The sequence below is a fragment of the Agrococcus sp. GW821-FHT14H11 genome (assembly GCF_058803545.1).
This window is the reverse complement of record NZ_JBXAPA010000010.1, coordinates 19,008-42,013: the sequence shown is the minus strand read 5'-3', so window position 1 is coordinate 42,013 and position 23,006 is coordinate 19,008. Positions and strand designations below refer to the sequence as shown.

The window sequence follows — 23,006 nt, the reverse complement described above, 5'->3', positions numbered from 1 at the left end:
CTACCCCGCCGACCCGATCCTGACACCCCTCAATATGAGTGCCCTCTCGGGACACGTCCGCAGGGTCTGATCGGGTTCAAGCTCGACCGTGCTGCGGTCCACCGTCGCCATGAGCACGGAGTCCTCGTCAGGTCCGAGGCTGCGTCGAGCCGCCCGTCAGCCCCGGGCGTAGGCGACGAGCCCCAGCTCGGCGACGGACGCGAGCATCGGGTGGCGCGGCACGACGCGCACGGTGTAGCCGAACGTGCCGGCGAGCGCGAGCGGGATCGCCGACTCGAAGCGGTGCACGCCGCCCTCGACCTCGGCGGGCTCGAGCGCGAAGCGACGGGTGCGGCGCAGGTCGCCCTCCTCCGTGATCGAGCCCGCGATCACCTCGACCGTGACGTCCTCGGGCGTCAGCGAGCCGAGGTGCACGAAGGCGCGCACGCGCACCTCGTCGCCCACGATCGGCGGCGTGTCGACGCCGTCGACCTCCACGTGCCGCACCTCGATCGCACCGAACGCGTCGCGCATCCGCCGCGTCCACGCCGCGAAGGCGCGGGCGGGCGCCGCGTCGTCCGCGAGCGCCGCGGCCGATGCGGCGGCGGCGGGCGCGTAGAGCCGCGTCACGTACTCGCCGAGCATGCGCTCGGCCGAGAGGCCGGGGCTCAGCGTCGCGAGCGTGTGGCGGATCGACGCGATCCACGCGGTCGGGAGGCCCCGCTCGTCGCGGTCGTAGAAGCGCGGCGCCACCTGGTGCTCGATGAGCTCGTAGAGCGCGTTCGCCTCGAACGCGTCGCGCGCCGCGGCATCCATCTGCTCGTGGGCCGAGGGGATCGCCCAGCCGTTGTGGCCGTCGAAGTACTCCTCCCACCAGCCGTCGAGGATCGACAGGTTGAGCGAGCCGTTGAGCGCCGCCTTCATGCCGCTCGTGCCGCACGCCTCGAGCGGGCGCAGCGGGTTGTTGAGCCACACGTCGCAGCCCGGGTAGAGCGACTTCGCCATCGAGATGTCGTAGTTCTCGAGGAACACGATGCGGCCGCGCACGTCGGGCTCCTGCGAGAAGCGCACGAGCTCCTGGATGAGCGCCTTGCCGGCCTCGTCAGCCGGGTGCGACTTGCCGGCGATCACGAGCTGCACGGGACGCTCGGCGTTCGTGAGGATCGCGCGCAGGCGGTCGCGGTCGTGGAGCATGAGCGTGAGCCGCTTGTAGGTCGGCACGCGGCGGGCGAAGCCGATCGTGAGGGCCTCGGGGTCGAGCATGTCGTCGATCCAGGCCGGCGCCACGCCCTCGTTGCGCTCGTGCTTGCGGCGCGTGCGCATGCGCGCGTCCTCGATGAGGTGCGCGCGCATCTCGGTGCGGGCGCGCCAGATCGTCTCGTCCGAGACCGCGTCCGAGGCCCAGTCGCAGCGCGTCGTGTCGAGCGTGCCGAGCTCGCGCTCGGCGAGGTGCTTGAGCACGGGCGACGTCCAGGTCGGCGCGTGGACGCCGTTGGTGACCGACGTGATCGGCACCTCGACGGTGTCGAAGCCGGGCCATCGCGACTGGAACATGCTGCGCGAGACCGCGCCGTGCAGCTTCGAGACGCCGTTCGCGCGCTGCGCGATCGAGAAGCCGAGCTGCGCCATGTTGAAGATGCCCGGATCCTCCTCGCGGCCGAGCTGCAGCACCCGCTCGACGTCGACGCCGGGCACGAGCTCGCCGGTGAGGTGGCGGCGCACGAGCTCGATGTCGAAGCGGTCGATGCCGGCCGGCACGGGCGTGTGCGTCGTGAAGACGGTGCCGGCGCGCACCACCTGCAGCGCCTCGTCGAACGACAGGCCGCGGCCGATCAGCTGCGACATCCGCTCGATGCCGAGGAAGCCGGCGTGGCCCTCGTTGGAGTGGAACACCGCGGGCGCTGGCGCCCCGGTGAGCTCGGAGAAGACGCCGAGCGCGCGCACGCCGCCGATGCCGAGCAGCAGCTCCTGGCGCAGGCGGTGCTCGCCGCCGCCGCCGTAGAGGCGAGCGGCGACGCCGCGCAGCTCGTCGTCGTTCTCGTGGATGTTCGTGTCGAGCAGCAGCAGCGGCACGCGGCCGATCGTGGCCTGCCAGATGCGCGCGTGGAGCGTGCGGCCGCCGGGCAGCGCGAGCGACACGGTCGCGTGCGTGCCGTCGGCGCGGCGGAGGATCGTGAGCGGCAGCCCGTCGGGGTCGAGCACCGGGTAGGACTCCTCCTGCCAGCCCTCGCGCGAGATCGCCTGCTTGAAGTAGCCCGCCTGGTAGAAGAGGCCGACGCCGACGATGGGCACGCCCAGGTCGCTCGCCGCCTTCAGGTGGTCGCCCGCGAGGATGCCGAGGCCGCCGGAGTACTGCGGCAGCGCGCTCGTGATGCCGAACTCGGGCGAGAAGTACGCGATCGACTCCGGCGCGTCCTCGAGCGACTGGTACCACCGCGCCTGCGACAGGTAGTCGTCGAGGTCGTCGGCGAGCGCGTCGACGCGCGCGACGAAGTCGTCGTCGGCGGCGAGCTGCGCGAGGCGCTCGGTGCCCACCCAGCCCAGCAGCTGCACGGGGTCGTGGCCGGTCTCGCGCCAGCCGTCGAGCGAGATCTCGCGGAACAGCTCGCGCGTCGGCTCGTGCCACGACCAGCGCAGGTTGGAGGCGAGCGTCTCGAGCCGGCGCAGGCGCTCGGGCAGGGACGTGCGGACGGTGAACTTGCGGATCGCTCTCACGAGCACAGAGCCTAGTGCCGCGTCCCTCCCTCCTCGCAGGCGCGCCTGGGTAGGTTGGTCGCGTGGTGAAGCAGATGGATGTCCTGTCCGGCCGGATCCCGGTGCTCGACCTTGCCCCGCAGCAGCCCGGCAACCGATTCCCCGCGAAGGCGGTGGTCGGCGACGTCGTGCCGTTCGAGGCGGTGGCGTTCCGCGAGGGCCACGACCGCATCGGCGTGACGCTCGTGCTCCGCGCCCCCTCGGGCGCGCGCCGCCGCGTGCCGATGGAGCCGCTGCACGACGGCCTCGACCGGCACCGCGCGCTCGCGCAGGTCGACGAGCAGGGCCTGTGGCGCTGGCACGTCGAGGCGTGGGCCGACGAGTGGGCCACGTGGCACCACAACGCCGAGATCAAGATCGCCGCCGGCATCGACGTCGAGCTCATGGCGACCATGGGCTCGCAGCTGCTCGCGCGCGCCGCGGGCGCCGCGAAGGGGCCTGACGCGCTGCTGCTCAGCCGCGCAGCCGCCGCGATGGCCGACACCGCGGTGCCGCCGCTCGCCCGCTGGGCGGCGGTCAACGACCCCGACGTGCTCGCCGCGGTCGACCGGCACCGTCCCCGCTCGCTCGTCACCGCATCCGAGACCCTCAAGCTCCGCGTCGAGCGCACCCGCGCCGCCGTCGGCGCCTGGTACGAGTTCTTCCCGCGCTCCGAGGGCGCCGTGCGGCTCGAGGACGGCAGCTGGCGCTCCGGCACGTTCGCGACCGCCGCCGAGCGGCTGCCGGGCGTCGCCGAGATGGGCTTCGACGTGCTCTACCTGCCGCCGGTGCACCCCATCGGCGAGGTCAACCGCAAGGGCCCCAACAACACCCTCACGCCGCAGCCGGGCGACCCCGGCAGCCCGTGGGCGATCGGCTCGAAGGCGGGCGGCCACGACACCATCCACCCCGACCTCGGCACGATCGACGACTTCCGCGAGTTCGTGCGCCGGGCGGCGGATGCGGGGCTCGAGGTCGCGATGGACCTCGCCCTCCAGGCGGCCCCCGACCACCCGTGGGTCACCGAGCACCCCGAGTGGTTCACGACCCTCCCCGACGGCACGATCGCCTTCGCCGAGAACCCGCCGAAGAAGTACCAGGACATCTACCCGGTCAACTTCGACAACGACCCCCAGGGCATCCTCGACGAGGTGCTGCGCATCATCGACCTGTGGGTCGGCTGCGGCGTGCAGATCTTCCGCGTCGACAACCCGCACACGAAGCCGCTGTGGTTCTGGGAGCGGCTCATCCGCGACGTGAACGCCAAGCACCCCGACGTCGTCTTCCTCGCCGAGGCCTTCACGCGCCCGGCGATGATGCAGGCGCTCGGCAAGGTCGGCTTCCAGCAGTCGTACACGTACTTCGCGTGGCGCAACACGAAGGCCGAGCTCGAGGAGTACCTGCGCGAGGTCACCGGCCCGCAGGCCGCGTGGTTCAAGCCCGCGTTCTGGGTGAACACGCCCGACATCCTCACCGAGTTCCTGCAGTTCGGCGGCGTGCCCGCCTTCAAGCTGCGCGCGGCGATCGCCGCGACCGCGGTGCCCACGTGGGGCATGTACGCCGGCTACGAGCTCATCGAGGACGTCGCGCGCCCCGGCGCCGAGGAGGCGATCGACAACGAGAAGTACGAGTACCGGCCGCGCGACTGGGAGCAGGCGGCGCGCAACGGCACGACCATCGCGCCGTACATCGCCCGCCTCAACGAGATCCGCCGCGAGCATCCCGCCATCCGGCAGCTGTGGGCGCTCGACGTGCACTGGTCCGACGACGACGCGATCCTCGTCTACTCGAAGCACGTCGAGGGCCGCTTCACCGAGTCGGGCGAGGACGACACGATCATCGTCGTCGCGAACGTCGACCCGCACTCGGCGCGCGAGACGACCGTGCACCTCGACCTGACGAAGCTGGGCCTGCGGCACGGCGAGTCGTTCGAGGCGCACGACCTCATCACCGGCCAGACGTGGACCTGGAGCGACCACAGCTTCGTGCGGCTCGACGCGTTCGTCGAGCCGGTGCACGTGATCCACGTGCGACGATCGGGGGCATGATGCTCGACGACGCCACCCTCCACCGCCTCGCCGCGGGCGAGCACCCCGCGCCGCACGACCTGCTCGGCGCGCATCCGGCGGACGGCGCGGATGCGTCGCACGTCGTGCGCGCCGTGCGGCACCTGGCCGACGCGGTCGCGGTCGTCGGCGAGGCGACGACGCCCATGGAGCACCTCGGCGCCGGCGTGTGGGAGGCCGTCGTGCCCGGGCCCATCCGCCCCTACCGCCTGCGCACGACCTACGGCGACGGCGGCAGCTGGGAGGACGAGGACCCGTACCGCTTCACGCCCACGCTCGGCGAGCTCGACCTGCACCTGTGGCGCGAGGGCCGGCACGAGCAGGCCTGGCAGGTGCTCGGCTCCCGGCTGCGCGAGCATGAGGGGGTCGCGGGCGCCTCGTTCGCGGTCTGGGCGCCCAATGCCCGCGCGGTGCGCGTCATCGGCGACTTCAACGACTGGTCGGGCCGCGCGCACGCGATGCGCACCATGGGCGCGAGCGGCGTCTGGGAGCTCTTCGTGCCCGGCGACCTCGAGCACAGCGCCTACAAGTACGAGATCCTCACCGACCACGGCTGGGTGACGCGCGCCGACCCGATGGCGCGCTACACCGAGGTGCCGCCCGCCACGGCCTCGAAGGTCGGCCGCAGCCGCTTCGCGTGGAGCGACGACGAGTGGATGCGCTCCCGTGCCGCGCGCGACGTGCACAACTCCCCCATGTCGATCTACGAGCTGCACTTCGGCTCGTGGCGGCCGGGCCTCGGCTACCGCGAGATGGCGGATGCGCTCATCGAGCACCTGGAGGAGACGGGCTTCACGCACGTCGAGTTCATGCCGCTCGCCGAGCACCCGTTCGGCGGCTCCTGGGGCTACCAGGTGACCGGCTACTTCGCGCCGACGAGCCGCTTCGGCCACCCCGACGACCTGCGCTACCTCATCGACCGGCTGCACCGCGCCGGCTACGGCGTGCTCGTCGACTGGGTGCCCGGGCACTTCCCGAAGGACGAGTGGGCGCTCGCCCGCTTCGACGGCCGCGCGCTCTACGAGCACCCCGACCCGCGGCGCGGCGACCAGCCCGACTGGGGCACGCACGTGTTCGACTTCGGCCGCCCGGAGGTGAAGAACTTCCTGGTCGCGAACGCCGTGTACTGGATGGAGGAGTTCCACATCGACGGCCTGCGCGTCGACGCGGTCGCCTCGATGCTCTACCTCGACTACTCCCGCAAGGACGGCGAGTGGCTGCCGAACGTGCACGGCGGACGCGAGCACCTCGAGGCCATCGCGCTGCTGCAGGAGGTCAACGCGACCGTCTACCGCCGCTGCCCCGGCATCGTCATGATCGCCGAGGAGTCGACCTCGTGGCCCGGCGTCACGAAGCCCACGAGCGCCGACGGGCTCGGCTTCGGCATGAAGTGGAACATGGGCTGGATGCACGACACGCTCCAGTACATGGCGGTCGACCCGATGTACCGCTCGCACCACCACGGCGAGATCACGTTCTCGTTCCTCTACGCGTTCAGCGAGCAGTTCGTGCTGCCGATCAGCCACGACGAGGTCGTGCACGGCAAGGGCTCGCTGCTCGGCAAGATGCCGGGCGACCAGTGGCAGAAGCTCGCCTCGGTGCGCGCGTACCTGACCTTCATGTGGGCGCACCCGGGCAAGCAGCTGCTGTTCATGGGCCAGGAGTTCGGGCAGCCGAGCGAGTGGAGCGAGGCGCGCGGGCTCGACTGGTGGATCCTCGACCAGCCCGTGCACCGCGGGCTCATGGCGCTCGTGTCGCAGCTGAACCGGGTGTACCGCGAGACCGAGGCGCTGTGGCTGCGCGACAACGAGCCCGGCGGCTTCGAGTGGATCGACGGCGGCAACTCCTCCGACAACGTCATCGCGTTCCTCCGCTGGGGCGCGAACGGCGACCCGCTCGCGGCGATCGTCAACTTCTCCGGCCGTCCCATCGAGGGCTACCGGATGGGGCTGCCGTTCGCGGGCGAGTGGGAGGAGGTGGTGAACTCCGACGCGGTCGAGTTCGGCGGCTCCGGCGTCGGCAACCTCGGCGCCGTCCGCGCGCTCGAGGAGCCGTGGGGCGGCCGCCCCGCGTCCGCGACGGTCACGATCCCGCCGCTCGCCGGCCTGCTGCTGCGCCCGAAGGCGACGCCGGCCGCCTGAGGCGCGGAGGCGCTGAGGCCTGACGCGCGAAGGGCGCCTCCCAGGGGAGGCGCCCTTCGGCGTCAGGTGCTGCGGGTCAGTACAGGAGCGTCGTGAGGCGACGGCGCGCCGCGTGCACGCGCGGGTCGTCGAGGCCGACGATCTCGAAGTGGTCGAGCAGGCGCAGCCGCACGTCCTGCTTCGCGTCGCCGGTCAGGCTGCCGATGAGGTCGAGCAGGCGCAGGAAGGCGTCCTCGACGTGCCCGCCCGAGAGGTCGAGGTCGGCGGCGAGCATCTGCGCCTCCGGGTCGCCCGGCCGCTCGGCCGCGGCCGCGCGGATCTCGTCCGCCGTGCGGCCCTGCAGGCGCGCCAGCAGCCGCACCTGCGCGAGCCCGGCGATCGCCTCCGCGTCGCGGGGGCTCTGCGCGATCGCCTTCTCGAACGCGGCGATCGCGGTCTCGTAGTCGCCCCGCTCGATGGCGTCGAACGCCTCCTGGTGCAGCGGCGGCACGGGCTCGGGCTGCGGCTCCGTCGCGGGCTCGCCGTCGCCGACGGGCACGCTGCCGGTGATGCCCTGCTGCTCGGCGAACGCGAGCACCTGCTCGAGCACGTCGCGCACCTGCTCCTCGGGCAGCGCGCCGGTGAACAGCGGCGCGGGGCGCCCGCCGATCACCGCGGCGACCGTCGGGATGGACTGCGCGTTGAACGCCTGCACGAGCTGCGGGTTGCGGTCGGCGTCCACCTTCGCGAGCACGAGCCGGCCGCGCTGCGCCTCGACGAGGCGCTCGAGCACGGGCGAGAGCTGCTTGCACGGCCCGCACCACTCCGCCCAGATGTCGATGATGACCGGCACTCGCTCGGAGAGCTCGACGACGGCGCCGAAGTCGGCGTCGGTGATGTCGATGACGACGCCGGTCGCGGCGCCCTGCGCGGCGGGCGCGGCCTCGGGCTGCGGCGATGCCGCCTGCTGGTGCCGGGCGGCGAGCGCCGACAGGTCGACGGCTCCCCCGAGCGATGCTGGCACGTGCTCCTGGCTCATCAGCCGACCTCCCTCGCGTCCAGGAGCGACTGGCTGTAGCCCACCACCTGGATCTGCGTGCCCTCCGGAGCGCCGGCCGGCGGCACGGCGAAGAGCACCTGGATCTGATACGTCGTCTCGATGCCGGTGTCCGACTGCTCGACCCCGGCGAGGATGCCCGCGCCGTCACGGGCCTCGATCTCGACGCCCTCCTCGCGCGGCGTCGCGCGCTGCGTCTCGGTGAAGGAGGTCGCGAGCAGCGCACCGCCCTCGTTCGTGACGAGCATGAGCGGCGCCTGCTCGTCGTCGGAGGCGCCCCACTCGAGCAGCGACAGCTCGAACTCCGGGCGCTGCACGAGCTCGTCCTTCGCGGCGCGGCCGACGGCCTCGCGCAGCGCGTCGCCCTCCTCCTGGAACCAGGAGGCGTACTCCGACTCGTCGCCGCGCAGCAGCACGCTCGCGTAGCCCGAGGTGATCTCGTCGGGACGGTGCAGCAGCAGCGGGGTGTCGCCCGGCAGGCTCGCGGCGCCGATCGTCGGGCTCGCCACCGCCGGCAGCTGCACGCCCGAGGCGAGCGTCATCTGGTAGACGAGGCGGTAGTCGGCGCGCGCGTCGGTCTGCTGGAAGACGAGGGTCGACTGCGCCTGCGCGCCGTCCTCCCAGCCCACGACGGCCATCACCGTGCGCGGCCAGACCTCGGTCTGCTGCGGCAGCAGCAGCTCGACGTCGCCGTCGGGGATGCCCTGGAGCGCCGGGAGCTCGCCGTTCTGCGAGCGCACCTCGTAGTTCGTGCGGCGCGCGTCGAGCGCAGGGCCCGCCAGGCGATCGGCGGCTCGCTCGATGTCGAGCGCCTCGTCGGCCTCGGCCACCGCCTCGCGGGTCGACTCGAGCACGCGCGTGAACTGCGACTCGGTGAGCGCGACCGGGGGCAGCGTCTCCTCGAGGCTCGTCGGCTGCGGCGCCGCGTCGCTCGTCGCCGCCGGCTCGGCGCTCGGCCAGTACTGCGGGCCGCAGCCCGTGAGCCCGACCACGGCGATCACGGGCAGGGCGACGAGGCCCAGGCGGCGACGGCGCGGCGCGGCGACGGTGCGCTCGGCACGGCCGCGGTCCTGCTCGGCGTCGTCGGGGGCGGATGCGGTGCCCTCGTCGGTCGAGGCGGGCGCGCTGCCGTCGGTGCCGTCGACGGGCGTGCCGTCCGAGGCGTCCGCCGCCGAGGCATCCGAGCCCTCGGCGTCAGCCGGCTCGAGCGCGGGGCGCGCGTCGCCCGCGGCGACGGCGCCCTGCGGACGCGGCAGCCCCTCGCGCGCCTCGCGGCGCAGCGCCCGGCGCTCGGCGCGCGAGAGCTCGCGGTGCGAGCGGCGCTGCGGCCCCCGGCTGCGGCGGTGGCGCCGGAGCGCCAGCAGGAACAGCAGCAGCGCGAGCGCGAGCAGCACGAGCCCCGCGGTGAGCAGCGGCCCGAACAGCGGCGTCTTGGCGTCGAACGGCCACTCCACCCGCACATCGGCGGGCGCGGCCTGGCCGGGCTCGCCGGCGACGAGCAGCGAGTAGCCGACCGGCAGGTCGATCGGGATCCGCACCTCGCCCTCGCCGAGGTGCTCCTCGATCCAGAGGTCGCCGCCCGCGAGCTCCGGCAGCGGCTCCTCGTTCCCGGCCTGCTCCTCGAGCGCCATCGTCTGCGTGTCGTCGATGCTCGCGACGGAGTGGGCCGCGTCGCCGACCCAGCCGAGCACGTCGTGATCGCGTCCGACCACGGCGTTGATCGGGCCATCCGCCGTGATGGTCACCGTCTGGCGGCCGTCGTGCGCGTTCATCGTCTCGCCCGAGATGAGCAGCAGCTGCGAGTCCGGGGACTCCTCGAGCTGGGAGACGATCGTGTCCGGCGGGGCCCAGACGGTGCGCTGGCCGATCGCGAGTCCGAGCAGCACGAGCGAGAGCACGAGGCTCACGGCCGCGAGGATGTATCGCACGGGTCAGAGGTCCTTTCACGCTCGCCGAGGGATCCGGCACGCCGCCCGGAGGGGACGACGATGAGCGGGCAAGCCTCCAGGGTACCGAGACAGGGGCCGCTGTGCCAAGCCCCCCGCGGCCGCGCGCCTGGCGGCCGCCTCCTCGACGCCGCCATAGGATCCGCAGTGTGAAGATTCGGAACGGCTTCCTGCTGGGACTCGTGGGCGGCCTCGGTGTGCTGCTCGCCATCGCCATCGGCGCCTCGGTGCAGCAGATCAGCACCGTGCTCGTCTGGGCGTTCGCGGGCATCTTCCTCGCGCTCGGCGTCGAGCCGGTCATCCAGTTCCTCATCCGCCGCAAGGTGCCGCGCTGGGCCGCGGTGCTGCTCATCTTCCTCGTCATCGTCGCGGGCCTCACCGGCGCCACGTGGCTGATCGTGCCGACGATCGTGGCGCAGTTCGCGGTGCTCGTGCAGTCGATCGTCGCCGAGATCGAGGGCGGCGCCTTCGAGAGCGTGCTCGACTGGGTGCGCGAGACCTTCCCGCAGTTCGACGTCGACGGCTCGCTCGAGCAGCTCGGCGGCGCGCTCAGCGACTTCGACACCTGGTCGAGCCTCCCGCCGTGGGTGGCCGACATCGCGGCCGGCATCGTCGGCGGCGCCGTGCAGGTGCTCTTCGCGCTCGGCGGGCTGCTGATCGTCGTCGTGCTGATGCTCTACTTCACCGGCTCGCTGCCGTCGCTCAAGTCGGGCATGTACCGGCTCGTGCCCGCCTCGTCGCGGCCGAAGTTCATCGAGATCGCCGAGCAGATCATGAAGTCGGTCGGGCGCTTCGTGCTCGGCCAGGGCGCGCTCGGCGTGCTGAACGGCATCCTCTCGTTCATCGTGCTGTCGATCGTGGGCTCCGAGCTCGCCGGCGTCTACGCGTTCCTCGCGCTCATCGCCTCGACGATCCCGCTCGTCGGCACCATCTCGGCGTCGGTCATCATCTCGCTGCTCGTGCTGCTGCTCGACGGCCCCGAGACGGCGCTGCCGGTGGCGATCTGGTACCTGATCTACATGCAGCTCGAGGCCTACGTGATCAGCCCGCAGATCATGAACCGCGCGGTCAAGGTGCCCGGCGTGGTCGTCGTGCTCTCGGCGCTCATCGGCGGCACGCTGCTCGGCATCCTGGGCGCGCTCGTCGCGATCCCGGTCGCCGCGGCGATCCAGCTGATCCTCAAGGAGGTCGTCATCCCGAGGCAGGACCTGCGCTGACGCGAGCCCCGGGCTGCTAGGCGGCTCGCCAGCAGCCGGTGTGCCAGTGGCGGCGATCCTCGATCGCGCGGTCGCCGAAGATCGAGTCGGCCCGCCACACGACCACGTGCGCCGTGCCCTGCACGACCGTGCCGCCGCATCCGGGGCACACGTAGTCCTTGACGGCGCTCCGCGGCGCCATCGGCTGCACGTGCCACTCGGCGCCCGCGCGTCGCTCGACGCGGGCGGCGCCCTGCATCAGGCGGTCGACGTCGAGCGGCACGTACGGCTGCGCGCGGCGACTCGGCCGCCGCGAGGGCATCAGTACCAGCCGACCTGCTCGGAATGGCCCCAGGCACCGCACGGGGTGCCGTAGCGGCCCGCGATGTAGTCGAGGCCCCAGCTGATCTGCGTCACCGGGTTGGTCTGCCAGTCGCCGCCGTGCGTCGCCATCTTCGAGCCCGGGAGCGCCTGCGGGATGCCGTAGGCGCCGCTCGAGCTGTTCTGCGCGTACACGTTCCAGTTGGACTCGCGCTGCCACAGGCTGTAGAGGCACGAGTACTGCCCCTCGCCCCAGCCGCGGCTGAGCACCATCTGCCGCGCGATCTCCTGCGCACTGCCCGGGTTGGGCGCGGCGACGGCGGGGATGCTGATGGATGCGGCCTGCTGGCCGGAGGAGGATGCCTCGGCAGCGGCCGCGGGCTCGGGCTCCGGTGTGGGGGTGGGCGTCGGCGTCGGCGTGTGCACGACGATCTCGTCGCGCACGAACGACGCCTGCTCGCCGGTGATCTCGCCCAGGTCCTGCCCGGGCCGGTTCTCGCTCGGCAGGGAGGCCGGCTCGGCCATCACCTGCTGCGTCGGGTCGGCGGCGACCGAGACGAGCACGAAGCCCGCGGCGGCCAGCAGCGACAGGCCCGACAGCACGCCGCGGGTGCGCGTCGAGCGCGCGCCGGCGGAGGAGGATCGGGTGAACACGAGGACCGACCGTATCACGGAACGGTAACGACGCCCAGGCTCGGGCGGTCAGCGCACCGCCAGCATCAGGCTCACGACGGTGTCGAGCAGGTGGTCGACCTCGTCCTCGTCGTAGCCGCCGAACTGGGCGTCGAACTGGGCCGTGCGCACCTCGCGCGCGGTCATCTCGGGGCCGTCCGAGAGGTACTCGGCGATGCGCTGCGCGAAGCGGTCGACGTCGGTGACGCGGTAGCCGCGCGAGATGCGGCTGACGCGGCGGAAGCGCTCCCCCTCAGGGCGGCGCAGCTGCTCGAGCGTCTCCTGCGCGCGCTCCCGTACCCGGGCGTACCAGGCCTCCTCGCCGTGCTCGAGCACGCCGCGTTCGTGCTCGCGGCGGGCGAACGCCTCCTCGAGGCGCTCGAGCGCTGCGTCGACGTGCGCGGGCGAGTAGCCGCCCTTCTGCATCGGGAAGCTCGTGCGGCGGATCGTGGCCGAGTCGATCGCGGTCGCGGCCCGGGCGTCGGTCGCGTACGCGCGCCGAGCATCCTCGAGGAAGTCCTCGACCTGCTCGATGTCGTAGCCGGGCTGGGACCGCCGGGCTCTCGGGAACGTGCTCATCGCATCCATGATGCCAGCGCGCGGCCGTGCGTCACGCGTGCACCACCTGGAACAGCGCCATCATCACGACGGCGCTCGGCAGGATGGAGTCGAGGCGATCGAGGAAGCCGCCGTGCCCGGGCAGGAACGAGCCGATGTCCTTGATGCCGAGGTCGCGCTTGATGATCGACTCCGCGAGGTCGCCGACCGTCGCGGTCGCGACGAGCAGCGCCGCGAGGATGAAGCCGAACCACCACTCCTGCTGCAGCATCCACACCGACAGCGCGATGCCCGCGGCGGTCGCGAGCAGCGCCCCGCCGAGCAGGCCCTCCCAGGTCTTGCCTGGGCTGATGCGCGGCGCGAGCTTGTGCTTGCCGAGCCAGACGCCGGCCGCGAGGGCCCCCGTGTCGATGACCGTCGTCATGATGATCATCGCGAGGGTCCACCACTGGCCGCCCTCCTGCGACGTCAGCAGCGCGGCGAAGGCGCCCAGCACCGCGACGTAGCCGATGCAGAGCGCCCCGCCGGTGATGTCGGCGAAGACCGCGCCGCGGCCCGTGCGCGTCGTCGGCGACGCGAGCTCCACCAGGCGCACGACGGCCACGATGCCGATCGCGCCGAGCGTCGACCACCACAGGCCCGCCGCGCCGAAGTACCAGGTGATCGGCACGATCGCGCTGCCGAGGAGCACGAGCGGGATGCGCGGCACGTCGCGCCCCGCGAAGCGGAGCGCGCTCGCGAGCTCGTACAGCGCGAACCCGACCATGACGGTCGCGAACAGCATGAAGAGCGTTTTCACCCACAGCAGGCTCGCGAGCAGCATGGCGCCCAGCACGACGCCGATGGCGACCGCTGCCGCGAGATCGCGACCGGTGCGCTTGTTCACCCGCGCGCGGGTCGCCTCGATCTGGTCCCTCGCCGCGTGGATCTGCGCCTGGATCTGGGCCTCGATCTCGGCGGCGCTCCGATGCTCGCGTCGCACGCGTCGCCTCCCGACTCCTCGGTCAGACCTCGAGGAGCTCGGACTCCTTCTTCTTCGCCGCCTCGTCGATGCCGTCGACGGCCTGCTTCGTCGCGAGCTCGAGCTCCTTCTCGGCGCGCGCGATCTCGTCGTCGCCCACCTCGCCCGAGAGCTTGTCGAGGTCGGTCATCGCCTGGCGGCGCACGTTGCGGATCGCGACGCGGGCCTGCTCGGCCTTGTCCTTGACGATCTTCACGTAGTCGCGGCGGCGCTCCTCGGTGAGCTCCGGCATCGTGATGCGGATGATGCTGCCGTCGTTCGACGGCGTGACGCCGAGGTGCGGCGCGTTCACGATCGCGCGCTCGATGTCCTTGAGCGCGCCCTTGTCGAACGGCGTGATGATGAGCACGCGCGCCTCGGGCTGCTGGAACGACGCGAGCTGCTGCAGCGGCGTCGGCGAGCCGTAGTAGTCGACGTTCACGCGCTGGAACAGCGCCGGGTTCGCGCGACCCGCGCTCACCGTCTGGAAGTCGTCCTTCGCGACCTCGATCGACTGGGCCATCTTCTCCTTGGCCGAAGCCAGAACGTCGCTGATCACAGGGTTCCTTCCGTCGCTGTCGATTCTATGGGCGGGCGCCGGTCAGGCGCGCACGAGCGTGCCGACCGGCTCGCCGAGGATGGCCTTGGTGAGCGCTCGCTCGCCGTCCATCCCGAACACCCGCATGGGCATCCGGTTGTCCATGCACAGGCTGAAGGCCGTCGAGTCGACGACCTTGAGGCCGCTGACGAGCGCGTCCTGGTAGGTGATCTCGTCGAAGCGGGTGGCGGTGGGGTCGTGCTTGGGGTCGGCGGAGTAGACGCCGTCGACGCCGTTCTTCGCGACCAGCACCTGGTCGGCGTCGATCTCGAGCGCGCGCTGCGCGGCGACCGTGTCGGTCGAGAAGTACGGCAGGCCGGCACCGGCGCCGAAGATCACGACCCGGCCCTTCTCGAGGTGGCGCTCGGCGCGGCGCGGGATGTACGGCTCGGCCACCTGCGTCATCTGGATGGCCGACTGCACGCGCGTCTCGGCGCCCGCCTGCTCGAGGAAGTCCTGCAGCGCGAGCGCGTTCATGACCGTGCCGAGCATGCCCATGTAGTCGGCGCGGCCGCGCTCCATGCCGCGCTGGCTGAGCTCTGCGCCGCGGAAGAAGTTGCCGCCGCCGACGACGATCGCGATCTCGACCGTCTCGGCCGCCTCGGCGATCTGCTTGGCGATGGAGGAGACCACGTCGGGGTTCACGCCGAGCGCGCCGCCGCCGAACGCCTCGCCCGACAGCTTCAGGAGGACTCTGCGGCGCGGCTGTGCTGGCATGGGCTCCTCCTGGGGGTCTCGACCCGAGCGCGGGCCGTGCAGAAGCCTATCCTGTCGCGCACCGGCCGGGACGCGACGGAGGGCCGGGGTCTCCCCCGGCCCTCCGTCGCGCGCAAGTGGCTACGCGCCGACCTTGAAGCGGGCGAAGCCGGTGACGGCGAGGCCTGCGGCCTCGAGCACCTTGGCGACGGTCTGCTTGCTGTCGCGGGCGTAGTCCTGGTCGAGCAGGACGATCTGCTTGAAGAAGCCGGTGAGGCGGCCCTCGATGATCTTCGGCAGGGCGCCCTCGGGCTTGCCCTCGCCGCGCGCGATCTCCGAGACGAGCTCGCGCTCCTTCTCGACCTGCTCGGCCGGCACCTCGTCGCGGGAGACGTAGGTGGGGTCGAACATGGCGATGTGCTGCGCGACCGCGCGGGCCGTCTCGGCGTCGTCGCCCGTGTAGGCGACCACGACGCCGACCTGCGGGGGCAGGTCCTTCGACGTGCGGTGCAGGTAGACCGCGTGCTCGGCGCCCTCGAGGCGGGCCACCTTGGTGAGCTCGATCTTCTCGCCGATGGTCGCGGCCTGCTCCTCGATGATCGACTGCACGGTGCCCGACTCGGCCGGCGCGGCGAGCGCGGCGGCCAGGTCGGCGGCGCGCGACGCGGCGACGGCGGCGACGACGCGGTCGGCGAGCGCGATGAACTTCTCGTTCTTCGCGACGAAGTCCGTCTCGCAGCCGAGCGCGATCATCGTGACGGCGCCCTCGCCCTCGGCGACGGCGACGAGGCCCTCGCTCGTGGAGCGGTCGGCGCGCTTCGCGTTGCCCTTGGCGCCCTTCAGGCGCAGGATCTCGGTGGCCTTGTCGACGTCGCCGCCGGCCTCCTCGAGTGCCGCCTTGGTGTCGCTCATGCCGGTGCCGAGCTGCTCGCGCAGCATCTTGAGGTCGGCGATGCTGATGTTTGCCATGCGCTGGTCCTTACTTCGACTCGGACGCGGCGGCGTCCTCGGTGGTCTCGGCGGGAGCGGCGGCCTCGTCGGCTGCCGGTGCCTCGGCGGAGGGCTCCTCGGCGGGGGCCTGCTCGGCTGCGGGCTCCTCAGCGGCGGGCGCGGCCTGCTCGGCCGTCTGCTCGGCGAGCAGCTCGCGCTCCCACTCGGCCATCGGCTCGGCCTCGGCGTCGGCGCCGCCGCCGTGGCGCTGCATGAGGCCCTCGGCGGCCGCGTCGGCCACGATCTTCGTCAGCAGCGCGACGGAGCGGATCGCGTCGTCGTTGCCCGGGATCGGGTACTGCACGTCGTCCGGGTCGCAGTTCGTGTCGAGGATCGCGATGATCGGGATGCCGAGCTTCTTCGCCTCGTCGACCGCGAGGTGCTCCTTGTTGGTGTCGACGATCCACAGCGCGGAGGGCGTGCGCTGCAGGTTGCGGATGCCGCCGAGCGACTTCTGCAGCTTCAGGAGCTCGCGCTTCTTGAGCAGCAGCTCCTTCTTGGTGTAGCCCTGCGTGGTGTCCTCGAAGTCGAGCTCCTCGAGCTCCTTCATGCGGCTCAGGCGCTTCGAGACCGTGTTGAAGTTGGTGAGGAGGCCACCGAGCCAGCGCTGGTTGACGTAGGGCTGGCCCACGCGCGTCGCCTGCTCGGCGATCGACTCCTGCGCCTGCTTCTTCGTGCCGACGAACAGCACGGTGCCGCCGTGCGAGACGGTCTCCTTGACGAAGTCGTACGCCTTGTCGATGTAGGCGAGCGACTGCTGCAGGTCGATGATGTAGATGCCGGAGCGCTCCGTGAAGATGAAGCGCTTCATCTTGGGGTTCCAGCGACGGGTCTGGTGCCCGAAGTGGACGCCGCTGTCGAGCAGCTGGCGAGTCGTGACGACGGCCATGGCCGCCTCCTTCTTCTGTTCTGGTTGCCGGCCCGACCGGTCGGTCGAGCCCCTGGCGCCCTGACGCACCGCCGCCAGCCGCGCGGGCACGGGGCTCGAGCTGCTGGACCGGGAGGAGGTGTCGTCGTGACGGGCACGCGAAGTCATCGCACACGCGATGCCCTCCCATGCTACATGCTCGGCGGACGCATCACGCGTGGGCGGTTCTCCACCGCGCGACCGCTCCCCCGCACGCGCAGCGGACGATCCTCGGCACCATGCCGGGATGCGCATCCTCGCCCTCCTCGTCACCGCGGCGCTCGCGCCGTGGGCGTGGCCGGTCGAGCCGCACGAGGTCGTGCGCGCCTTCGACGCGCCGGCGAGCGCCTACGGGCCGGGGCACCGCGGCATCGACATCGCCGCGCCGGCCGGCTCGGCGGTGCTCGCGCCCGACGACGGCGTCGTCCGCTTCGCGGGGCCGGTCGCCGGCCGTCCCGTGGTGTCGATCGAGCACGCCGGCGGGCTCGTGTCGAGCTTCGAGCCCGTCGAGCCCTCCGTGGCTGCGGGCGACGCCGTCGAGCGCGGCCAGCGGATCGGCGTGCTGCTGCCCGGCCACGCGGCGGGCGGGGCGCGGCTGCACCTCGGGGCGCGGCTGCACGGCGCCTACGTCGACCCGCTGCCGCTGCTGGGCGTCGAGCGGCCGGTGCTGCTGCCGATGCGCGCGGTCAAGCGGTCGGCCGGCCGGCCCGCGGGCGGAGCGATCAGGCCCGCGGGTGGGCGGTGCGGTAGGCGTCGGCGAGCCGCTCGAGCGACACGTGCGTGTAGATCTGCGTCGTCCCGAGGCTCGCGTGCCCGAGCAGCTCCTGCACCGCGCGGAGGTCGGCGCCGCCGTCGAGCAGGTGCGTCGCGGCGGTGTGGCGGAGGGTGTGCGGCCCGTGCGGGCCGGAGCCGGGCACCGCCTCGAGCAGTCCCGTGACGAGCTCGTGCACGCGGCGCTGGCCGAGGCGGCCGCCGCGCGCGCCGAGGAAGAGGGCCGGATGCGGCTTGGCCGGGTCGGCGAGCCGGTCGCGGCCGACGCGCATCCAGTCGAGCACCGCGTCGAGCGCGGGCCGCCCGAACGGCACGACCCGCTCCTTGGCGCCCTTGCCCGTCACGCGCACGGTGAGCCGCTCGAGGTCGACGTCGTCGACGTCGAGCCCGACGAGCTCGCTCACGCGCAGCGCGCTCGCGTAGAGCAGCTCGACGACGGCGAGGTCGCGGAGCGCGACGGGATCGCCCTCGGCGGCAGCGGCGGCGAGGCTCGAGAGCACGCCGTCCATCGCCTGTCGCGAGAGCACCCGGGGCAGGTGCTGGTCGCGCTTCGGCGTGCGCAGGCGGCCTGCGACGTCCTGCCCGCCGTGCGCCGCGACCCAGCGGCTGAGGCCGCGCGCGGCGGCACTGCGCCGCGCGATCGAGGCCTTGCCCATGCCGGCCTCGGTGCTCGCGTAGAGCCAGTCGCGGAGCGCCTCGATGTCGAGCGCCGCGGCCTCGTCGATGCCGGCTGCGGCGCAGTGCTCGGCGAGGCTGCGGAGGTCGCCGCGGTAGCCGCGGACGGTGTTCGGGGAGTAGCCCCGCTCGCGCTCGAGGTGCGCGAGGTAGCCGTCGATCGCGTCGTCGAGGCGCACTCAGTCCGGCTTCCTGCTGAACCGCTCCATCCGCTCGGCGGGGTCGAGCGCATGGACCTGCTCGGCGAGGTGCGCCGGGATCGTCTCGCGGCTCGGGTGCGGGAGCGCCGGGACGACCGAGTGGGCGATCGCGTCGGTGTAGACCTCGACGAGGTTGAAGGACTGGGCGGCGTCGATGCCGTGCATCGCGGGCGGCGGGCCGGCGAGGTCGTCGGCGTAGCTCGTGGCGCCGGCGAGGACGACGGGGATCTCGGCGAAGGTGCCGGAGCCGTCGACGTGCAGGTGGCCCGAGAGGATCGCGCGCACGTCGGCGCCGTCGAGCACCTCGGTGAGCCGCAGTTCGTCGCGGAACTCGAGCAGCCGCATGAGCCTGCTGCGGTACGGCAGCGGCGGGTGGTGCATCACGAGCACCGAGCCGAGCGCGGGCGCATCGCCGAGCGCGGCGGCGAGCCACTCCGCCTGCCCCTCGTCGAAGCCGCCGTGGTGCCAGCCCGGCAGGCTCGTGTCGAGCGCGACGATGCGCAGCCCCGCCACCTCGGTGACCGAGTCGATCGGGTCGCGCGGCGCTCCCCGCATGCCGAGCGCCGCGCGCATCGCGGTGCGCTCGTCGTGGTTGCCGGCCGTCCAGACGATGGGCGCGCCCAGCGCGTCGGCGACGGGCTCGAGGATCTCCCGCGCGAGCGCGTACGCCTCGGGCTCGCCGAGGTCGGCGACGTCGCCCGAGACGACGATGGCGTGCGCGTCGGCAGCGGCGACCCGCAGGCGCTCGGCGGTCTGCCGCAGGTGCGCCTCGGTGTCGACGAGGCCGCCGAGCAGCGCGCCGCCGGCCAGCAGGTGGGTGTCGCTCAGGTGCGCGATCACCGCGGCCGGTTCGGGGTGGATGCCGTAGCTCACGGGCACAGGCTATCCAGCGGGCGCGCCGGCGTCGCCCAGCGCGCCGCGGCAGGAGGCGGGGCGCCCGCTCACCCGCTCCCCTGCGGCGCCGCCCGCACCCAGCCGCTCGCCCGCTCGAGGGCCCGCGCACCGAGCTCGAGCAGCGCGAGCGACGCGACGACGTCTCCCCTCGCCATGCCCGTGCGCACCGCCAGCTCGTCGACGCCCCGCGGCGCGCGGGCGCTCAGGGCGTCGAGCACCCGCAGCTCGTCGCTCGTCATCCCGCCGAGCGCGTGCTGCTCCTCGCCCGGGCCGTCGAGCAGCTCGACGACGTGCTCCGCGCGCTCGACCACTGCCGCGCCGTACTCGCGCAGCAGCCGGTGGCAGCCGGTGCTGGAGCCTGAGGTGACCGGGCCTGGCACCGCGCCGAGCGGCCTCCCGAGGGCCGCCGCGTGCCCCGCCGTGTTGATCGAGCCCGACCGCTGCCCCGCCTCGACGACGACCGTCGCGCTCGCGAGCGCCGCGATCAGCCGGTTGCGCGCGAGGAACCGCCAGCGGGTGGGCGGCACGCCGCTGGGCGCCTCGGCGATGACGCAGCCGCTCGAGGCGACCCGCCGCAGCAGCTCGTCGTGCCCGGCCGGGTAGAAGCGGTCGAGCCCGCCGGCGAGCACCGCGACCGTCGTGCCTCCCGCCGCGAGCGCGGCCCGGTGCGCGGCGCCGTCGATGCCGTAGGCGCCGCCGGAGACGACCGCGAACCCGCGCGCGACGAGCCCGGAGGCGAGCTGCGCGGTGACGAGCTCGCCGTAGCCCGACGACGCGCGCGAGCCGACCAGCGCGGCCGAGCGCGCGCAGGCCGACAGGGCCGCCGGGTCGCCGCGCACCCAGACCGCGGCCGGCGCGTGCGGGCCGAGGTCATCGAGCCCGGCCGGCCAGTGCGCGTCGTCGCGCGTCACGAGCCGCTGGCCGAAGGCGGCGCCCTGCGCGAAGGCGGCGAGGATGCGCTCGGCGGCGAGGCGGGGCTGCCAGCGGCCGAGCGCGTCGGCCACCGCCCGCCGATCCTCGGCGTCGTCGAGCTCGCGACCCCAGTCGGCGGCCGAGGCGCCCTCCACCAGCAGCTGCAGCGCGCGCACGGCGCCGAGCCGCTCGCGCACGATGCCTGCGGCGCCGTCGCCCGGCTCGGGCAGCACCGTCCAGGCACCGGCGGCGAAGCGAGCGGCCACGGCCGCGTCATCGGGCTCGGCCGCGCCCGGCGGCAGCGTCGGGACGACCGCCTCGCGCAGCCGCGCAGGCTCGAGTCGGAACGGCGTCATGCCGGGATCCCCTTCCTGAGGGCGAGCGCTCGACCGATGTGGGCGCGCGTGGGCGCGTCGGCGCCGTCGAGGTCGGCCATCGTCCACGCGACGCGCACGGCGCGGTCCATGCCGCGCATCGTCAGCGCGCCCCGCTCGACCGCGACGACCAGCGGCTCGAGCAGGCTCGCGTCGAGCGGGAGGCTGCGGCGCAGCCACGGGCCCGGCACGTGGCCCATCGCCGTCCAGCCGGTGCCGGCCAGCCTGCGCGCGGCGCGGGCGCGCGCCTCGGCGACCCGCGCCGACGCATCCGCTGTCGTCCGCCGGTCGCCGTCGAGCCCGGGCGCCACGCGGTCGACGCGCACGTGGAGGTCGACGCGGTCGAGCAGCGGACCGGAGAGCCGGCCGAAGTAGCGCCGCCGCTGCTGCGGCGCGCACGTGCAGTCGCCGGTGCCGAAGAGCCCGCACGGGCACGGGTTGGCGGCGAGCAGCAGCTGGAAGCGCGCGGGGAAGGCGGCGACGCCCGCCGCGCGGTGGATCGTGATGGTGCCCGACTCGAGCGGCTGGCGCAGCATGTCGAGCACGGTGCGCGGGAACTCGGGCGCCTCGTCGAGGAAGAGCACGCCGTGCGTCGCGCGGGCCGCGGCGCCGGGCCGGATCGTGCCCGAGCCGCCGCCGATGAGCGCTGCCGCGGTCGCCGAGTGGTGCGGCTGCTCGAACGGCGGCACGACGTCGAGCGTCGAGGGCGGGGGCTCGCCCGCGAGCGAGCGCAGCGACGCGACCTCGAGCGCCTGCTCGGGCTCGAGCGGCGGCAGGATGCCCGGCAGCCGCATCGCGAGCATCGTCTTGCCCGCGCCGGGCGGCCCGACCATCATCAGGTGGTGCGCGCCGGCGGCGGCGACCTCGAGCGCGGCGACGGCGTCGCGGTTGCCGACGACGTCGGCGAGGTCGAGCGCCGCCGCCTCCCGCTGCGGCGCGGGCGCCGCCGTCACGGGCTCGACGGGCTCCGGGTCGAGCTCGGCGCCGAGCAGCGCCGCCGCATGGGCGAGGCTCGGCGCGCCGAGCACGCGCAGGCCCGCCACGAGCGACGCCTCGTCGACGGACGCCGTGGGCACGACGATGCGGGTCATGCCCGCCTCGGCCGCGGCGCGGGCGAGCGGCAGCGTGCCCGCGACCGGCCGCAGGCGGCCGTCGAGCCCCAGCTCGCCCAGCAGCGCCGTCTCGCCGTCGTCGGGCGGCACCACCCCGGAGGTGCGCAGCACCGCGACGGCCATCGCCAGGTCGAAGTGGGTGCCCGCCTTCGGCAGCGACGCGGGCGTGAGGTTGATCACGGTCTTGCCCTGCGGCGCGCTGAGCCCCATGCGGGCGATGGCGCTCCAGGTGCGGTGCTGCGCCTGCTGCACCGCGCGGTCGGGCAGCCCGACGATGTGCACGCGCGGCAGCCCCGCCGAGGCGTGCACCTCGATCTGCACGCCGACGCCCGCGAGCCCCTGCAGCGCGACGCACGCGGCGCGGCCGAAGCCGCTCACTCGATGCCCCGCAGGTGCTCGACCCGCCAGGTCCCCGAGCGGGGCGCGATGACGCCCACGGCATCCATGCGGATCGGGCCGCGATGCCCGGTGGCCGAGAGCCACAGCCCCGCGAGCGTGCGCAGCCGCCGCACCTTGTCGGGCGTGATCGCCTCGAACGGGTGCCCGAAGCCGAGCCCGCGGCGGGTCTTCACCTCGACGAAGACGAGCGTCTCGCCGTCGAGGGCGACGATGTCGAGCTCGCCGTGCGGGCAGCGCCATCGCCGGTCGACGATGCGCATGCCCGCCCGCTCGAGGTGCACGCTCGCGGCCGCCTCGCCGTCGAGGCCCAGCTGATCCTTCGCTCGCATGCGGGCATGGAAGCGGATGCGCGGCGGCGCGCGGGCGGGCACGGTGCCCGCCTGTGGAGAACGGCCGCCGTCGCCGGGCGGCCGTCGCCGGTCACTCCTCGATCGCGAGGTCCTTCGGCAGCTCCAGGTCGCGCGAGGCGAGCTCCTCGACGTTGACGTCCTTGAACGTCAGCACCCGCGCCGACTTGATGAAGCGGTCGGAGCGGTAGATGTCCCACACCCACACGTCGGTGAGCTCGAGCTCGAAGTAGAAGTCGGTGCCGGCGTCGTGCCGCGTGACCTTCACGTCGTTCGCGAGGTAGAAGCGGCGCTCGGTCTCGACCACGTGCTTGAACATGCCGACGACGTCTCGATACTCCTTGAAGAGGGCCAGCTCGACCTCGCGGTCGTAGTCCTCGATGTCCTCGGGTTCCATGCCGCCATCGTATGTCCACCGGACCCAGGGCGACCGCTTCGCAGATGCTGAGGCGCGCTGCGCACCGTGCACAGCCCGGAGGTCGT

20 protein-coding genes and 1 pseudogene are annotated in these 23,006 nt (G+C 73.4%); 4 read left to right on the top strand and 17 right to left on the bottom strand.

All coding sequences use genetic code 11. The features are described 5' to 3' along the window. Positions 1-156 precede the first annotated feature (156 nt). Positions 157-2,694, bottom strand: coding sequence for an alpha-glucan family phosphorylase (gene glgP, locus AC1RNL_RS11725; RefSeq protein WP_492935329.1), 2,538 nt, complete (start codon positions 2,692-2,694; stop codon positions 157-159). Positions 2,695-2,768: 74 nt separating this feature from the next. On the opposite strand from glgP, the gene AC1RNL_RS11720 reads away from it, so the two are divergent. Both AC1RNL_RS11720 and glgB read left to right on the top strand, forming a co-directional pair. Further along, positions 2,769-4,760 (top strand): alpha-1,4-glucan--maltose-1-phosphate maltosyltransferase, encoded by a 1,992-nt coding sequence (locus AC1RNL_RS11720; RefSeq protein ID WP_492935348.1) that lies wholly within the window; start codon positions 2,769-2,771, stop codon positions 4,758-4,760. After that, the gene (gene glgB / locus AC1RNL_RS11715; RefSeq protein WP_146356903.1) at positions 4,757-6,919 is read left to right on the top strand and encodes a 1,4-alpha-glucan branching protein GlgB; all 2,163 of its coding nucleotides are present in this window, start codon (positions 4,757-4,759) and stop codon (positions 6,917-6,919) included. Before AC1RNL_RS11720 ends, glgB begins: the two co-directional genes overlap by 4 nt. Before the next feature lie 76 nt (positions 6,920-6,995). Here glgB and AC1RNL_RS11710 read toward each other — a convergent pair whose 3' ends face one another. Next, positions 6,996-7,937: a tetratricopeptide repeat protein gene (locus AC1RNL_RS11710; RefSeq protein ID WP_492935328.1), complete on the bottom strand. Its 942-nt coding sequence runs from the start codon at positions 7,935-7,937 to the stop codon at positions 6,996-6,998. Beyond that, positions 7,937-9,862, bottom strand: a complete 1,926-nt coding sequence (locus AC1RNL_RS11705) for a DUF8094 domain-containing protein (RefSeq protein WP_492935327.1) — start codon at positions 9,860-9,862, stop codon at positions 7,937-7,939. Before AC1RNL_RS11705 ends, AC1RNL_RS11710 begins: the two co-directional genes overlap by 1 nt. 188 nt (positions 9,863-10,050) lie before the next feature. On the opposite strand from AC1RNL_RS11705, the gene AC1RNL_RS11700 reads away from it, so the two are divergent. Then, on the top strand, positions 10,051-11,118 hold the full coding sequence (locus AC1RNL_RS11700; protein WP_146356897.1) for an AI-2E family transporter: 1,068 nt from the start codon (positions 10,051-10,053) through the stop codon (positions 11,116-11,118). A gap of 16 nt (positions 11,119-11,134) precedes the next feature. Here AC1RNL_RS11700 and AC1RNL_RS11695 read toward each other — a convergent pair whose 3' ends face one another. The 8 genes from AC1RNL_RS11695 to rpsB form a co-directional block, all read right to left on the bottom strand. Then, positions 11,135-11,419, bottom strand: a complete 285-nt coding sequence (locus AC1RNL_RS11695; protein ID WP_128188703.1) for an Rv1322 family protein — start codon at positions 11,417-11,419, stop codon at positions 11,135-11,137. After that, positions 11,419-12,090, bottom strand: coding sequence for an aggregation-promoting factor C-terminal-like domain-containing protein (locus tag AC1RNL_RS11690; protein ID WP_310124646.1), 672 nt, complete (start codon positions 12,088-12,090; stop codon positions 11,419-11,421). The genes AC1RNL_RS11695 and AC1RNL_RS11690 overlap by 1 nt, the downstream gene beginning before the upstream one ends. 30 nt (positions 12,091-12,120) lie before the next feature. After that, complete coding sequence (locus tag AC1RNL_RS11685; RefSeq protein ID WP_128188705.1) at positions 12,121-12,669, bottom strand: DivIVA domain-containing protein; 549 nt, start codon at positions 12,667-12,669, stop codon at positions 12,121-12,123. 31 nt (positions 12,670-12,700) lie between these two features. After that, positions 12,701-13,630 (bottom strand): phosphatidate cytidylyltransferase, encoded by a 930-nt coding sequence (locus AC1RNL_RS11680; RefSeq protein WP_492935326.1) that lies wholly within the window; start codon positions 13,628-13,630, stop codon positions 12,701-12,703. A gap of 22 nt (positions 13,631-13,652) precedes the next feature. Next, positions 13,653-14,207 (bottom strand): ribosome recycling factor, encoded by a 555-nt coding sequence (gene frr, locus AC1RNL_RS11675; RefSeq protein ID WP_128188706.1) that lies wholly within the window; start codon positions 14,205-14,207, stop codon positions 13,653-13,655. 42 nt (positions 14,208-14,249) lie between these two features. Further along, on the bottom strand, positions 14,250-14,963 hold the full coding sequence (pyrH, locus tag AC1RNL_RS11670; RefSeq protein ID WP_128188707.1) for a UMP kinase: 714 nt from the start codon (positions 14,961-14,963) through the stop codon (positions 14,250-14,252). A 120-nt stretch (positions 14,964-15,083) separates the two neighbouring features. Further along, the gene (gene tsf, locus AC1RNL_RS11665) at positions 15,084-15,911 is read right to left on the bottom strand and encodes a translation elongation factor Ts (RefSeq protein ID WP_492935325.1); all 828 of its coding nucleotides are present in this window, start codon (positions 15,909-15,911) and stop codon (positions 15,084-15,086) included. A gap of 10 nt (positions 15,912-15,921) precedes the next feature. Further along, on the bottom strand, positions 15,922-16,821 hold the full coding sequence (gene rpsB / locus AC1RNL_RS11660; protein WP_492935324.1) for a 30S ribosomal protein S2: 900 nt from the start codon (positions 16,819-16,821) through the stop codon (positions 15,922-15,924). Positions 16,822-16,978: 157 nt separating this feature from the next. Between rpsB and AC1RNL_RS11655 the strand changes: the two are divergent. Next, positions 16,979-17,416: pseudogene (locus tag AC1RNL_RS11655) on the top strand (murein hydrolase activator EnvC family protein); the annotation flags it as partial. A 145-nt stretch (positions 17,417-17,561) separates the two neighbouring features. Here the strand turns inward: AC1RNL_RS11655 and AC1RNL_RS11650 are convergent. The 6 genes from AC1RNL_RS11650 to AC1RNL_RS11625 all read right to left on the bottom strand — a co-directional run bounded on the left by AC1RNL_RS11650 (position 17,562) and on the right by AC1RNL_RS11625 (position 22,920). Next, positions 17,562-18,464, bottom strand: coding sequence for a tyrosine recombinase XerC (locus AC1RNL_RS11650; protein WP_310124632.1), 903 nt, complete (start codon positions 18,462-18,464; stop codon positions 17,562-17,564). Continuing rightward, the gene (locus tag AC1RNL_RS11645) at positions 18,465-19,358 is read right to left on the bottom strand and encodes a metallophosphoesterase (protein ID WP_492935323.1); all 894 of its coding nucleotides are present in this window, start codon (positions 19,356-19,358) and stop codon (positions 18,465-18,467) included. It abuts the gene before it with no gap. 68 nt (positions 19,359-19,426) lie between these two features. Beyond that, the gene (dprA, locus tag AC1RNL_RS11640) at positions 19,427-20,647 is read right to left on the bottom strand and encodes a DNA-processing protein DprA (protein WP_364197176.1); all 1,221 of its coding nucleotides are present in this window, start codon (positions 20,645-20,647) and stop codon (positions 19,427-19,429) included. Continuing rightward, on the bottom strand, positions 20,644-22,155 hold the full coding sequence (locus tag AC1RNL_RS11635; protein ID WP_492935322.1) for a YifB family Mg chelatase-like AAA ATPase: 1,512 nt from the start codon (positions 22,153-22,155) through the stop codon (positions 20,644-20,646). The genes dprA and AC1RNL_RS11635 overlap by 4 nt, the downstream gene beginning before the upstream one ends. Continuing rightward, on the bottom strand, positions 22,152-22,505 hold the full coding sequence (locus AC1RNL_RS11630; protein ID WP_128188714.1) for a YraN family protein: 354 nt from the start codon (positions 22,503-22,505) through the stop codon (positions 22,152-22,154). The genes AC1RNL_RS11635 and AC1RNL_RS11630 overlap by 4 nt, the downstream gene beginning before the upstream one ends. 91 nt (positions 22,506-22,596) lie before the next feature. After that, positions 22,597-22,920: a DUF2469 domain-containing protein gene (locus tag AC1RNL_RS11625; protein ID WP_123698192.1), complete on the bottom strand. Its 324-nt coding sequence runs from the start codon at positions 22,918-22,920 to the stop codon at positions 22,597-22,599. Positions 22,921-23,006 lie beyond the last annotated feature (86 nt).

Coding starts and splice junctions, on each gene's coding strand:
- AC1RNL_RS11720 (WP_492935348.1), top strand. CDS start 2,769: ATGGATGTCCTGTCCGGCCGGATCCCGGTGCTCGACCTTGCCCCGCAG.
- glgB (WP_146356903.1), top strand. CDS start 4,757: ATGATGCTCGACGACGCCACCCTCCACCGCCTCGCCGCGGGCGAGCAC.
- AC1RNL_RS11710 (WP_492935328.1), bottom strand. CDS start 7,937: ATGAGCCAGGAGCACGTGCCAGCATCGCTCGGGGGAGCCGTCGACCTG.
- AC1RNL_RS11695 (WP_128188703.1), bottom strand. CDS start 11,419: ATGCCCTCGCGGCGGCCGAGTCGCCGCGCGCAGCCGTACGTGCCGCTC.
- AC1RNL_RS11685 (WP_128188705.1), bottom strand. CDS start 12,669: ATGAGCACGTTCCCGAGAGCCCGGCGGTCCCAGCCCGGCTACGACATC.
- pyrH (WP_128188707.1), bottom strand. CDS start 14,963: ATGCCAGCACAGCCGCGCCGCAGAGTCCTCCTGAAGCTGTCGGGCGAG.
- tsf (WP_492935325.1), bottom strand. CDS start 15,911: ATGGCAAACATCAGCATCGCCGACCTCAAGATGCTGCGCGAGCAGCTC.
- rpsB (WP_492935324.1), bottom strand. CDS start 16,821: ATGGCCGTCGTCACGACTCGCCAGCTGCTCGACAGCGGCGTCCACTTC.
- dprA (WP_364197176.1), bottom strand. CDS start 20,647: ATGACGCCGTTCCGACTCGAGCCTGCGCGGCTGCGCGAGGCGGTCGTC.
- AC1RNL_RS11630 (WP_128188714.1), bottom strand. CDS start 22,505: ATGCGAGCGAAGGATCAGCTGGGCCTCGACGGCGAGGCGGCCGCGAGC.
- AC1RNL_RS11625 (WP_123698192.1), bottom strand. CDS start 22,920: ATGGAACCCGAGGACATCGAGGACTACGACCGCGAGGTCGAGCTGGCC.